At 37.9% G+C, this 12,310-nt stretch carries 12 protein-coding genes and 1 pseudogene; 7 read left to right on the top strand and 6 right to left on the bottom strand.

Annotation, left to right across the window (positions count from 1 at the left end; genetic code table 11):
• Positions 1-33: 33 nt before the first annotated feature.
• Positions 34-708 (bottom strand): annotated as a pseudogene (locus AC2IP4_RS03790) (response regulator).
• A gap of 316 nt (positions 709-1,024) precedes the next feature.
• Here AC2IP4_RS03790 and AC2IP4_RS03785 point away from each other — a divergent pair.
• Positions 1,025-2,779, top strand: a complete 1,755-nt coding sequence (locus tag AC2IP4_RS03785; RefSeq protein WP_375320974.1) for a formate--tetrahydrofolate ligase — start codon at positions 1,025-1,027, stop codon at positions 2,777-2,779.
• Between the two features lie 103 nt (positions 2,780-2,882).
• Positions 2,883-3,383: a YfbU family protein gene (locus AC2IP4_RS03780; RefSeq protein ID WP_105055167.1), complete on the top strand. Its 501-nt coding sequence runs from the start codon at positions 2,883-2,885 to the stop codon at positions 3,381-3,383.
• Positions 3,384-3,599: 216 nt separating this feature from the next.
• Here the strand turns inward: AC2IP4_RS03780 and AC2IP4_RS03775 are convergent, their stop codons facing one another.
• Complete coding sequence (locus AC2IP4_RS03775; RefSeq protein WP_375320975.1) at positions 3,600-4,649, bottom strand: porin; 1,050 nt, start codon at positions 4,647-4,649, stop codon at positions 3,600-3,602.
• Positions 4,650-5,148: 499 nt separating this feature from the next.
• On the opposite strand from AC2IP4_RS03775, the gene rlmA reads away from it, so the two are divergent.
• Positions 5,149-5,958 (top strand): 23S rRNA (guanine(745)-N(1))-methyltransferase, encoded by an 810-nt coding sequence (rlmA, locus tag AC2IP4_RS03770; RefSeq protein ID WP_375320976.1) that lies wholly within the window; start codon positions 5,149-5,151, stop codon positions 5,956-5,958.
• A gap of 262 nt (positions 5,959-6,220) precedes the next feature.
• Entirely contained in the window at positions 6,221-6,823 is a 603-nt protein-coding gene (locus tag AC2IP4_RS03765; RefSeq protein WP_181044584.1) for an outer membrane beta-barrel protein, read from the top strand.
• Here AC2IP4_RS03765 and clcA read toward each other — a convergent pair.
• A complete protein-coding gene (gene clcA / locus AC2IP4_RS03760; protein WP_105055171.1) occupies positions 6,800-8,212 on the bottom strand; it encodes a H(+)/Cl(-) exchange transporter ClcA in 1,413 nt (470 codons plus the stop codon). The genes AC2IP4_RS03765 and clcA overlap by 24 nt on opposite strands.
• 222 nt (positions 8,213-8,434) lie before the next feature.
• On the bottom strand, positions 8,435-9,376 hold the full coding sequence (gene lpxM / locus AC2IP4_RS03755) for a lauroyl-Kdo(2)-lipid IV(A) myristoyltransferase (protein WP_105055172.1): 942 nt from the start codon (positions 9,374-9,376) through the stop codon (positions 8,435-8,437).
• A gap of 78 nt (positions 9,377-9,454) precedes the next feature.
• Here lpxM and AC2IP4_RS03750 point away from each other — a divergent pair, with 78 nt between their 5' ends.
• Complete coding sequence (locus AC2IP4_RS03750) at positions 9,455-9,880, top strand: HIT domain-containing protein (RefSeq protein WP_486306667.1); 426 nt, start codon at positions 9,455-9,457, stop codon at positions 9,878-9,880.
• A gap of 81 nt (positions 9,881-9,961) precedes the next feature.
• Here the strand turns inward: AC2IP4_RS03750 and AC2IP4_RS03745 are convergent, their stop codons facing one another.
• Positions 9,962-10,222 (bottom strand): YfcL family protein, encoded by a 261-nt coding sequence (locus AC2IP4_RS03745; protein WP_375320978.1) that lies wholly within the window; start codon positions 10,220-10,222, stop codon positions 9,962-9,964.
• A gap of 7 nt (positions 10,223-10,229) precedes the next feature.
• Entirely contained in the window at positions 10,230-10,760 is a 531-nt protein-coding gene (locus tag AC2IP4_RS03740; protein ID WP_375320979.1) for an elongation factor P hydroxylase, read from the bottom strand.
• 172 nt (positions 10,761-10,932) lie between these two features.
• Between AC2IP4_RS03740 and AC2IP4_RS03735 the strand changes: the two genes are divergently transcribed.
• Positions 10,933-11,508 (top strand): MgtC/SapB family protein, encoded by a 576-nt coding sequence (locus tag AC2IP4_RS03735; RefSeq protein WP_375320980.1) that lies wholly within the window; start codon positions 10,933-10,935, stop codon positions 11,506-11,508.
• A gap of 62 nt (positions 11,509-11,570) precedes the next feature.
• Positions 11,571-12,209 (top strand): trimeric intracellular cation channel family protein, encoded by a 639-nt coding sequence (locus AC2IP4_RS03730; RefSeq protein ID WP_105055177.1) that lies wholly within the window; start codon positions 11,571-11,573, stop codon positions 12,207-12,209.
• Positions 12,210-12,310 lie beyond the last annotated feature (101 nt).

Genomic DNA, 12,310 nt, shown 5'->3' with positions numbered 1-12,310 from the left:
TACCTTTCATAAACAATCCTACTTTTCACAATACTATGTTTTAAAATAGGTTAGCTCTGGTCGCCCAACATTGCCATAAGACAAGTCTGCACTCAATTCTCCAGAGCTAATCAAATATTCTAAATAACGACGAGCTGTGGTTCAACTTGCGCCAATTAACTCACCAGCTTAATCTGCCGTTAGTTGTTTTTCATTAATAAACAATTGACGAACTTTTTCTAACGTCACGCCATCAATACCTTTTGGTAACCTTGATATGGTAGCTGTTCCAGTGGAATTCAACATCGCATCAACCATGGATTGATCAATATCAACTCGATTTATGAATTGTTGCTTTTGACTTAAATACTTATTTATTGATTCTTCTAATCGACTAAAGATCACGGCTTTAATAAATAATCTATCACACCACCACGCATCGCTTCTTGTAGCGTATTCACATCTCTATCGGCGGTAATTAAAATGACATCGGGTGACGATTCTTTCTGACGTAACTCTCGTAATATCTCAAGACCATTTCCATCAGGAAGATAAATATCCAACAAGACTAAATCAGGGCTTAACACATCAAATAAGATCATTGCCTCTTCCTTTACTGGCAGCAATGCCAATCACCTCTACCGCGTTAATTTTATCTAAATTACGTCGGTGTATTTCTGCAATTCCTATGTCGTCCTCGACAATCACAATACTGATTTGACTGCTCACACAATATCCTTTTGTTTATTTTTTAGGTCGCTTTATTCCTATTTAACTAGGTATTAGTGCAACTCTTTTGGTAAGTAAACGGTCATCAATGTACCTTTACCCTGCTCACTTCTAACGGTAAATTCACCAATAAACATATCACAAATCATTAACCTATTCTTAAACCTTGTTCATACTCTTTGATCACAGATGATAACGATTCTTGTTAAATAAAGACTATTTTTAGGGAATTGATTCTGTATCTCCCCATTTATGTGGTATAAAACAAGCGCTTCTTTTCTGATGTTTTAACTCTTTCCTAAAGGCTCCCGTTATTATGAAAAGCGATATTGAGATCTGCCAAACTGCGACACTTACAAGAATGAAAACGATTGCGTCAAACTTAGGGCTGCATGATGATGACATTACCCCACAAGGTCGTTACAAGGCAAAGGTCAATATCGATGCTTTAAAACACCTTGAAAACAAACCAAATGGTAAATTAATCCTTGTTAGTGCAATTACCCCGACCCCTCTTGGTGAAGGAAAAACAGTAACAACTATTGGTTTAGCACAAGGTCTTGCTAAATTAGGAAAATCAGTTAGCGCATGCATTCGTCAACCGTCAATGGGGCCTGTATTTGGGGTAAAAGGCGGAGCTGCTGGTGGTGGTTACAGTCAAGTAGCACCAATGGAAGAGTTAAACCTTCACTTAACTGGTGACATTCACGCGATTACTGCTGCACACAACCTAGCTTCTGCTGCTATTGATGCTCGTATCTATCACGAACAACGTTTAGGTTATGAAGAATTCGCTCAAAAGAATGATTTACCCGCTTTACGAATTGACCCATCTCAAGTGGTGTGGAAGCGTGTAATGGACCATAACGATCGTGCACTTCGTATGGTCACTATTGGCAAAAATGAAGACGGAAAAACGATTAACGGCTACCAACGTGAGGATGGCTTTGATATTACCGCCGCTTCTGAGCTCATGGCGATTCTAGCCTTAGCGGCCGATCTTCAAGATTTACGTCAACGTATTGGGCGAATTGTGGTTGCTTATAACTTTGATGGAGACCCCGTAACAACTGAAGACCTGCAAGTTGCTGGTGCAATGACTGTCACGATGAAGTTTGCAATTAATCCGACTCTGATGCAAACATTAGAAGGCGTACCTACCTTTGTTCACTCAGGTCCTTTTGCTAACATCGCTCACGGTAACTCGTCGATTATTGCCGATAACATCGCATTAAAATTAACAAATTATACAGTGACCGAAGGTGGTTTTGGCTCAGATATGGGCCTAGAGAAAGCCTGTAATATTAAAGCTCCTTTATCAGGAAAAGCGCCTGATTGTGCCGTACTTGTTGCGACGTTACGCGGTATTAAAGCAAACTCTGGATTATTCCCACTATCTCCAGGACAAGCTTTACCAAAGGCTCTATTCATACCAAACCAAGACGCACTAAATGCTGGATTGACTAACCTACAATGGCACATTGCTAATTGTGCTAAATACGGTTTACCTGTTGTTGTTGCTATCAATCGATTCCCAGAAGACACCCAAGAAGAATTAAGTTTCTTAAAAGATTGGGTTTCAACATTATCGAATCACATGAATGTTGACGTTGCGATCAGTGAAGCCTTTGTTAAAGGTGGTGAAGGTGCATTAGAGCTAGCTAAAAAAGTCGTCTTAGCTTGTGAAAAGAACACAACATTTACCCCTTTATATACCCCAGAAATGAGCTTATTTGATAAATTAACCGCGGTTGCCATTCAAGGATACGGTGCAGAACGTATTGAATTATCTGAAAAAGCACAGCAACAATTGGAGCAGTTTGAAAAACTAGGTTACCAATCATTGTCTGTATGTATGGCAAAAACACCAGCATCTATCTCTACTGACGGTAATATCAAAGGTGCACCAACCGACTTTATCGTGCCAATACGCGAATTAAAATTGTGTGCAGGAGCTGGCTTTATTTATGCACTATGTGGCAACGTAATGACGATGCCTGGTTTACCAGAAAAACCTGCATTTATGAATTTAGACATTGATACAGATGGAAACATAACAGGACTAAGCTAAGATCACATAACTTAATATAGATCATATTCTATGTGCTACATTTACTGTTAATCTAGCTTCAACTTTTTATACAAATTTACTTATAATTTTTGAGGTTATCCTGATGGATATGACTAATGCTCAACGCTTGATTCTTTCAAATCAGTACTACTTAATGTCACAAATGGATCCTGCAAATGCAGAAAAATATAAACGCCAACAACTGATTGTTGAACGTGGTTATGAACTGCAAATTCGTGAATTAGATAAAGACTTTGGTTGTATAACAGAAACAGAATGTCGTGAAATCATCGACTTCATGGAGATGTATCACGCAATGCAAGAGTCTTACAATATGTTAGTGCCTGAATGCCAAGCAAAAGTTGATGCCCGTCGTCTTCAATTTTTAGGCTTTGATATTGCAACAGAAGCACAGCAAGTGAATTACGTTCGCTTCTTAACAAATTCTGAAGGTTTATACTCTCAGTTTGATAAAGCAGACCATCACTTCAACAGCCAGATGCCTATGACTGATAAATATCGTCGTATGCTAACAACATGGCGCAATTGTCCACGCCAATATCACTTATGCTCAACTGAAATGGCGCAAATCTTTAACGCTTAATTTCTATATAAATCAGAGTAAGCATAAATAATCTATTTAAAATCCTCGCACTCTGTCGGGGATTTTTTATGCCTGCAATTCAAGTGTTTCATGCCTATCTAAAAGAAAAAATCCCCACTGACGGATCAGTGAGGATTTTGATTTTCTAACCTGATTGATAGTTAACTAAGAATCCACCCTTATAGATTAACAGCAATATCAACATTATTGGTCAGATTAGAATTCATAGCGAAGACCTAGGTGGTAGTAATCTTCTTCAGCATTGTTCCAATCAGTCATTACTGCACCAGCTGTCGTTGCATTACCGTTGTCACCATCACGCATTACGTAACTTGTATAGATAGAAGAACGAGCCGTTAAGTGGTATTGAACTTCAAACGTTGTATCTTTGTATTCCGCTTCATCACCGCCGCTGTTTTCTAATGAACGGTAGCCCATACGTGCAGTCCAATCATCATTGATATCGTATACAGCTGTTAATTCATAGCTCTTATCTGTCGACTTATCAGAGTAAACGCCTTCAATTTCATCTTGGTTATACATTGCACCAAGTGTCAAAGCGTTTAATTTGTACTGAAGACCTGCACCCCAGAATGTGTAATCAGCATCAGGGTTTGCCGCATTATCACCAGTACTGTTTGCTTGATATGCTAATACAGGCGCTAATGTACCAGCATCACCTAAATCAAACGTATAACGACCTACTGCATTGTAAGAACCATCTTGATCTGAATCTGTGTTACCAAGAATGTATGCAACCGACATATCAAACGCACCAAAACTATTTTGATATTGGATTGTGCCATCTTGACGGAAAGTTTGAGAAGATGAATTATCAACTAACTGTAATTGACGACCCAGAACCACATCAGACGCGGCAAATACATCACCAATATCAGAAAGCATGATAACGCCAGAGGCTACACGACCAAATGTCACTTTACCTGCTTCTGATGCATCAATACCAGCCCATACGTATCGAGGAGACCAATCACCATTACCGCGAGCTTCAGCTGCGTTTACTTGATATTCAGCCCAACCAATAACAGATACTTGATCATTAACAACTTGAGAACCACCCAAACCGATACGAGCATCAAAATTACCAACAGAATCGCCATCATCATTACGATCTGTAATATTGAAACCTAAACGGCTATACACATCAATTGTCGAACCATCTTCTGCTGTATATACCGTTGCTGCTGAAGCTGAACCTGCCATTAAAAGTGCTGGTACTGCTAGTGCTAAAAGTGTCTTTTTCATGTTATACGCCCTATATTTTTGAACTTATTTTGGTTTAGCTGTTCTACTTGTTTAGCCGCCAAACTCAAGAATACTTGTAATCCATACATATTTATCTGAATCCGTTGAGACAAATCATGCCCTATTAATTCGCTCTAAAAAATAAAGCTCATTCATAGTTTGACCAAGTTCAAAAACAGCCTTTATAAAAAAGTATAAAGATATTAAAATCATAATGTTATTGCATTTACATCAAATTTTAAATTTACCTTTTTACACCTAGAAATACTCAAGATCACATTTTTTGAGTCTATAATTAACAATTTAGGTGATATTGATCACTACAAATTGATAACAAAAAAGGTCTTGTTAGCTTCTATTAGAATGAAGATTTGAAGTGAATCACATTATTAATTTTGAGATAAAAAATAAATAGACGAGTAGATTTTTTATTGGCGGGTCTTTTTATTCTAGAAATGAAGAAGTACACTGCAGCCCTAATCTAATTTCAGGTCTGGTTATGTCTTATCAATGCCCTTTATGTCAATCCGAGTTGCACCTTACTAGCAACCAATATCGTTGTGAAAACAACCATCAGTTTGATAACGCGAAAGAAGGTTATGTAAACCTGATGCCTGCTCATCATAAACGTTCTAAAAATCCAGGCGATAATAAAGAAATGATGCAAGCAAGACGTGCATTTCTAGAAGCAGGACATTACCAACCGATGCAACAACAAGTTGCAGATTTATGTCAGCATTACGTAACCAATAGCTCAACCAATCTATTAGATATTGGTTGTGGAGAAGGTTACTACACCTCTAAAATTGCAGAACAATTAAGTGGCGAAGGCGCAACCGTCTTTGGGCTTGATATTTCAAAGGTAGCAGTTAAATATGCAGCTAAACGCTATCTTAATTGCCAATTTAGCGTTGCTTCTAGTCACCGCTTACCCTTTTCTGACGAAAGCTTAGATGGCATCGTGCGTATTTATGCACCATGTAAAGCAGAAGAACTCCACCGCACAATTAAAGAATGTGGATACTTATTTACGGTAACGCCAGCAAGTCATCACTTGTATGAATTACGTGAAGGTGTATATGGTGATGTTCGCTTACATGATGAAACAGCAGAGGAACTCACAGGCTTTAAGCTTATTGAAGAGAAGAAATTAACTTACGATATGCATTTAAATGGTCAAGAAGCATTACACTTATTAGACATGACACCTTTTGCATGGAAAGCAACAGCTGAGTTCAAAACTGAACTTAAAAATAAAGCTTCTTTTAACTGCAAAGCAGACTTTACGATTAGAGTTTATAAAAAGTAAATAGCAAGTCTCAAAAATAAGACGCCAGATAACTATTTAATTAATAACAAGTTATTTGGCATTTTTATAAAAAACACCAATCCCCCTTCTATCTTGCTCTCACTTTTCGTCCATTCCTGCCTACAATATAAAAACGCAGCGTAAAACTTGATGTAGATCACAATACACCGATAAAACACCATTTTATCGAACTCCGAGAGAACAACGAGGAGAGATATTGTCTGGTCTGATACTTACATATTAATCAATATGGATGAATCTTATGAAGTGTTTACTTATTTGTACGTTGCTGCTTATTTCTAATTATAGTTTCGCTAAGCTGGATAATGTTTACCTATCCTCTGGATTAGAAAAATCATCATTAACATTAAATGGGGCTGAAATTGATTTAGAAAAGGGGGCGTTCATAAAGATCGGTTATCCGTTTGTATTAGCGCCAAATTACAATCTCGTTGTTGAGTTAGAGTACAGCAAGATAGGGAGCTATGAACATCATTTAACCGATAATTTTGGCTATGATAATGTAGAAATAGATGCGAGTTCTATAGGCATGAACTTAAAATATCAATCTTATCTTTTTGATTCTGATTTCTATTTAGCAAGTATCCTTGGCGTTCATCAATATTCTTTAGATTTAATGGTTGATAGTTTATCTCAAACGAATACAAACGGAACAACCTTACAAACAACAATCTCTGGTGAAAAATCAATAAAGGAAGTCGGATTATCTTATGGCGTTGAAATTGGATACTCACTGCCATATTCATTAAATATAGCAGCAAGTTACACCATGGGGAGAGTAATTTCTGATGGAGTTGCTATCGACCTTTTATCAACTCAACTAATCTTGAGTTACATCTTTTAAAGGGGCTTGGCGATCTGTCCTCAACTCTTTGTCTTTAAGTGAAGATTGCTTCAATAAAGCAGAATATAAAGGTTGTCCACCTAACGCCTGAGCAATAAAAGTAGCGCCTAGTGTTGTAACAAGTAAAGGCAATATCAATTGATAATTATTGGTCATCTCTACAACAAGAATTACACCAGTCACAGGCGCTCTCACTGTTGCAGCAAATAACGCCCCCATCCCGGCAATCGCATAGACTCCAGGGCTTGATATCCAGCCAGGGAACCAAGTTGACATTACGACACCATAAGATAGACCAAGTAAAGTACCTAATGCCAACATCGGAGCAAAAATACCGCCCGGTGCTCCCGATGAGAAACAGGCGACCGTCACCACGACTCGTAAAACAAAGAAACCAACCATAAGCACCCAAGCCATTGGGCTATAAAACATCTCAGTAATTATTTCCATGCCACTACCAGATAATTCTGGAATAACTAAATGCAGCAAAGCAAAAGTGCCACCAAACGCCGCGCCCATCAATACGATACGAGACAACTTATTCTGATGAATTTGTTTTACTTTACTTGTTCCTTTTAGAATCCATTTATTAAAGTTAACCCCAATAATGCCAAATATAATACCCAGAATCGCAAATAATATTAGAGAACGAAGTGGAGGAACCTCAAAGCTTGGAATAGTTAAAAATGCTTCTTGCCCATGTAAGGAACGCATAACAATGGTTGCAACGGCAGTCGCTAATGTCACACACTTAATAGATGTAATGTTATATCTAAATTGAGGTCGCATCTCTTCAACTACAAACAAGATCCCCGCTAAAGGTGCATTAAATGCAGCGGCTAAACCTGCTGCTGCACCAGCTGCTGTTAATATATGAGAAGAATGACTAAATCGTTTTCCTTTACTTGCAATCATTCGCCCTACAGTACCACCAATTTGAATTGATGGCCCTTCACGACCAAGTACCATTCCTGAAGCAATAGTTAGCGTCCCTGCAATAAATTTAACAGGTAGCACCCTCGCCCAACGAATTTCCTGAGTACCATCCAATGCCCCTTCAATATGAGGAATACCACTACCCGCTGTTTCTGGTGCAAACTTAAACGTAAGCCAAAAACCCAAAGCGGCCATTGCAGCCCCAGCGAGTACAGCGGCAACTGGAGCTAGATATTCTGAATAAGGAAAGCTATGAATGAAGTGTAGACGTTGTTCTGAAATCAAACGGATTGAAGCTTCAAATAAAGCCACAACAGAACCCGCAATACCACCAACTAAAGCAGATAGAAAAAGCAGTGCATAGTAATCAGTTTGTGTAGTTAAAAATTTAGGTGTTGTGCGATGCTTTAACATCCCACCTTGAAAGAAACGAAAATTGGGTGATTTTGGCATTTATCGTATCAACTTAGCACTAAAGAGCATTATGAGCGTTACAGAACAGAGATCATAAATAATTATACGCTCTGCATCTGAATAGACCCTAACCATTTACAAAAACTTAGATTGATTAAATGACCAAGATCGAAGTTTGATATAAATCAAAAAAATAAATAGACACAAAAAAAGCCCATTTCAAAGTGAAGTGAGCTTCATAAAAATTACATTTTATCAATCTTAATAAAGACGGCTACCATCTGGACGAGAGCGCAGTAAATTAAGTACCCACATATATTGCTCTGGACGCTCAGTAACCAACTGCTCAATTGCAATATTCATTGCACGAGCATCGGTTTCTTCATCACCAGATGGAAAATCAGCAATCGCAGGTAGAGTAATAATTTCAAACTGCCCTGTTTCTGCATTATAAGATGGCAACATTGGAACCACTTTCGCTTTTGATAAACGAGCCAATTTACCAAAACCTTTTAATGTCGCTTTTTGAGTCGCAAAGAAAGGCACGAATACACTATTTTGTGGTCCATGATCCTCATCTGGTAAATAATAGGCTAAATAACCTTCTCTAATTGCTTTAATTAACGGTTTAATTCCTGCACTACGAGCATAAATTTTACCACCATACTGCATACGCTGAACATGCATTAGCCAATCAGTAATTGGGTTCTTCTGAGGTTTCATCATAGTCGTCACATGGTAACCACGAGACGCAAGTAAGATCGCAGGAAAATCAATCGCCCACGCATGGGGAGCAAGAATAATAATATTCTCTTTTTGCTCTAAAAGAGGGAATAAATTCTCGCCACCAACAAAAATACCTCTATTTTCATTATGTTTGCGACTGCGAACAATTAACTCAGAGAACCCAAGCATAACTTGGGCCCCTGTAATATAGGTATCTTCTAGTAACTTTTGTTGCTCTTGCTCTGACTTCTCAGGAAAACAAGTCGCAATGTTCAATTTAGCGCGTTTAATCCCACCACTTGGCTTTTTAAGTACCAATTTAACTATCTTTGCTGCTAACTTGTCACGTACTCGAAAAGGAACAAACGCCAAAATAACAGCGAAACCAACCCCTAACCATGTAAGCCAATATCTAGGATGGAGAAACGCCCACTGAAAAGTTGGGTTATATACATTTTTATCGACTTTTTCACTCATGAATAGATTCACTTATTCTTCATTATAAGCCGATTATGATATAACAAAGCATTGCTGATAGAAACCAAGGAAATACGAATGGCTTTTCAATTACACCCCCGTTTAGAACAAGACTGCATCATTTTAGGTGACCTTCCTTTATGTAAAGTATTAATGATTAAAGAAGAGATCGGCCCTTGGTTAATTTTAGTACCAAGAATTAATGAATTAAAAGAAATACACCATATGACAGAAGCACAACAAATTCAGTTTATTCAAGAATCAAGTGCGGTAGCTCAACTGTTAGAAGATAACTTTGCACCAGATAAAATTAACATTGGTGCATTAGGAAATTTAGTTTCTCAACTTCACATCCACCACATTGCTCGCTTTACTACAGACTGCGCTTGGCCGGGACCAGTATGGGGAAATACAAATGGTGTAATAAGAGAGCAATCGGCTCAAACCTCATTGGTGTATTCGCTTCGTGACAAACTAGATGCTATATCGGGCTTTAAACGTTAGTTAACAACGAATAAAAAATGATGATATAAAAAAGGCAGGACTCAATCGACCTGCCTTTCTTCTAATTTGATACTGCTAATTCTAAGCGTTTTGCAGTTCATCCCATAGATCGGCAACAATAATGCGATCTGTAGGAGATAACTCTGACTTTGCAGCGTCAAGACTTTCATTGATACGTACTTTCAAAACTTCAATATCAGCAATGCCTTCTTCTTCACACTTAGCAACAGATAATGAAATGTGGCCTCTTAAATAGCCGCCAGCAAATAGCTCATCATCCGACGCTGTTTCAATACGAGCATCAATCAGTTCAAGCATTTTTTCTTCAAATTCAATGATCATCTTTTTCCTATTGGACAATAAATTGTTTTTTCGTTAGAGGGGCTATTTGATAAAACTCACGCAATGCATTTGACAACATTTCTACACGTGGAGGTAATCCATTATCTAAAATACCCATCACTTCATTATTTACTTTAGCCATGAATGCTAAACGATCTGGCTCGAAATCACCATTTAAGTTGTCACAACTAACATTAAATTTTAAACCAGCACTTAATGATAGGATCCATTCGTACGCTTGAGGACGGATCTCCACCTTCTCAAACTCAGATTGAACCTGTTCAGTTCGACCGTCTGGTTCATACCAATAACCAAAATCTTCTAATAACCGACGTTCAGGGCCAGCAACACACCAATGCGCAATTTCATGCATACCTGATTGATAAAAACCACGAGCAAAAATAATTCGATGATAATCAAACTCACTATCTGCAGGTAAGTAAATAGGTTCATCGCCACCTAATACGAGTTTAGTATTAAAAGACTCAAGAAAAGTAGCATTAAATATAGAAATTAAATCTGAGTATTGATGAGGCATACGAAAAGCTTAGCAATAATAAAGAGGGCGACATTCTACCTGAAGCAAAGACAAAGACCTATCTAGATAAATAATTTTTATCCTCTGTTTCAAAATTATTCATTATCTGTAAAAAGTGTGCACTGATATTCTCAATAATTATCTCTTTCCTTCTACTGGATCTTCACCACCCGTGAATGACATCACTTTGCAACTTGCTCAATTACTTGATTTAGGCCCTTTTTCTTGGACTGCTATTTCAGCTTGTGCTTTTAACGGTTTATTAATTGGTATTGAAAGGCAAACCAGAGGGAAACCAGTAGGAATAAGAACCTCTATTTTAATTATTTCAGGTACTTATTTTTTCTTAGCTATGGCTATGTCTTTATCTGTTAATTCCCTTGACCATGCACGAGTTCTTGGACAAATCATTACCGGTATTGGCTTTCTTGGTGCCGGAGTAATGATGACTCTCGATGAAAAAATCCACGGCGTTACCTCTGCCGCCATCATTTGGGTTTTAGCCGCATTAGGAATGATGATAGCACTGGGTTACATTCAACAATCAATCATAATTACTTTACTCGCTTTATTTGTTTTATTAGGTATTGATAAGCTTGAGAATACGTTTAAAAGTCTTCGTCGAGGCGTACATCAAAAATTCCTTAATATAAGAACCCACAAACCAAGATCTCAAACCTCGACAATATGCATAAATAAAACTAATCCGAAAAGAATCAGAATAGTTTTTTTCATTCGTCATTATTGATTTAATCTCATAAAATCCCTGCCTTATTATTTCACCAACACGACACGGTATGGTATTAGAAAATGTTATTAACAATTCTTTATATTATTGGGATTACAGCTGAAGCAATGACAGGTGCATTAGCCGCTGGTAAGAAAAAAATGGATTGGTTTGGTGTTATGCTGGTGGCAAGTGCAACAGCAATTGGTGGCGGTACTGTGCGTGACATCTTGCTGGGTCACTATCCAGTTGGTTGGGTGAAGAATCCACATTTTCTTGTTATCACTTGCATAGCAGGCGTATTAACCACATGGATTGGCCCATGGGTAGCAAAAAACCATCGTTTCTTTGTATTATTAGATGCAATTGGTCTTATTGTTTTTAGTATTATCGGCTCTCAAGTCGCATTAGATATGGGGTTACATCCATTAATTTGTGTGGTTGCCGCTATCGTCACTGGTGTGTTTGGTGGTTTATTACGTGATTTATTCTGTCGCCAAATGCCAATGGTATTGCACAAAGAACTGTATGCGTCTATATCACTATTATCCTCTGTTCTATACATCGGATTATTACACTTTAATGTCAGCGAATTGATCGCAACTATCGCTACCATTATTATCGGTTTCTCTGCTCGTATGGCAGCAGTAAAATTTGGTTGGTGCTTACCAGTGTTTCATTTAGATATTACCGAAGATCAGCCTGAAAGCGTTAAGAAGTGATAAACGTTAAAGAGGCTAGGGACGAGATCTTAGGGGCTAGGAAGAGCTAAATATCAAATACAAACAGAAAGAGCCAGATCGAATGTAACTTCAATCTGGCT

It is taken from the genome of Aliivibrio thorii, from assembly GCF_057368585.1.
The sequence above is the reverse complement of the archived record's forward strand: the minus strand, read 5'-3'. Positions and strand labels throughout refer to the sequence as shown.

Excerpts from the sequence above, each read along its gene's own strand:
- AC2IP4_RS03745 (WP_375320978.1), bottom strand. The coding sequence starts at position 10,222 with ATGATCATTGAATTTGAAGAAAAAATGCTTGAACTGATTGATGCTCGT.
- clcA (WP_105055171.1), bottom strand. The coding sequence starts at position 8,212 with ATGCCAAAATCACCCAATTTTCGTTTCTTTCAAGGTGGGATGTTAAAG.
- AC2IP4_RS03780 (WP_105055167.1), top strand. The coding sequence starts at position 2,883 with ATGGATATGACTAATGCTCAACGCTTGATTCTTTCAAATCAGTACTAC.
- rlmA (WP_375320976.1), top strand. The coding sequence starts at position 5,149 with ATGTCTTATCAATGCCCTTTATGTCAATCCGAGTTGCACCTTACTAGC.
- AC2IP4_RS03775 (WP_375320975.1), bottom strand. The coding sequence starts at position 4,649 with ATGAAAAAGACACTTTTAGCACTAGCAGTACCAGCACTTTTAATGGCA.
- AC2IP4_RS03740 (WP_375320979.1), bottom strand. The coding sequence starts at position 10,760 with ATGCCTCATCAATACTCAGATTTAATTTCTATATTTAATGCTACTTTT.
- lpxM (WP_105055172.1), bottom strand. The coding sequence starts at position 9,376 with ATGAGTGAAAAAGTCGATAAAAATGTATATAACCCAACTTTTCAGTGG.
- AC2IP4_RS03750 (WP_486306667.1), top strand. The coding sequence starts at position 9,455 with ATGGCTTTTCAATTACACCCCCGTTTAGAACAAGACTGCATCATTTTA.
- AC2IP4_RS03765 (WP_181044584.1), top strand. The coding sequence starts at position 6,221 with ATGAAGTGTTTACTTATTTGTACGTTGCTGCTTATTTCTAATTATAGT.
- AC2IP4_RS03785 (WP_375320974.1), top strand. The coding sequence starts at position 1,025 with ATGAAAAGCGATATTGAGATCTGCCAAACTGCGACACTTACAAGAATG.
- AC2IP4_RS03730 (WP_105055177.1), top strand. The coding sequence starts at position 11,571 with ATGTTATTAACAATTCTTTATATTATTGGGATTACAGCTGAAGCAATG.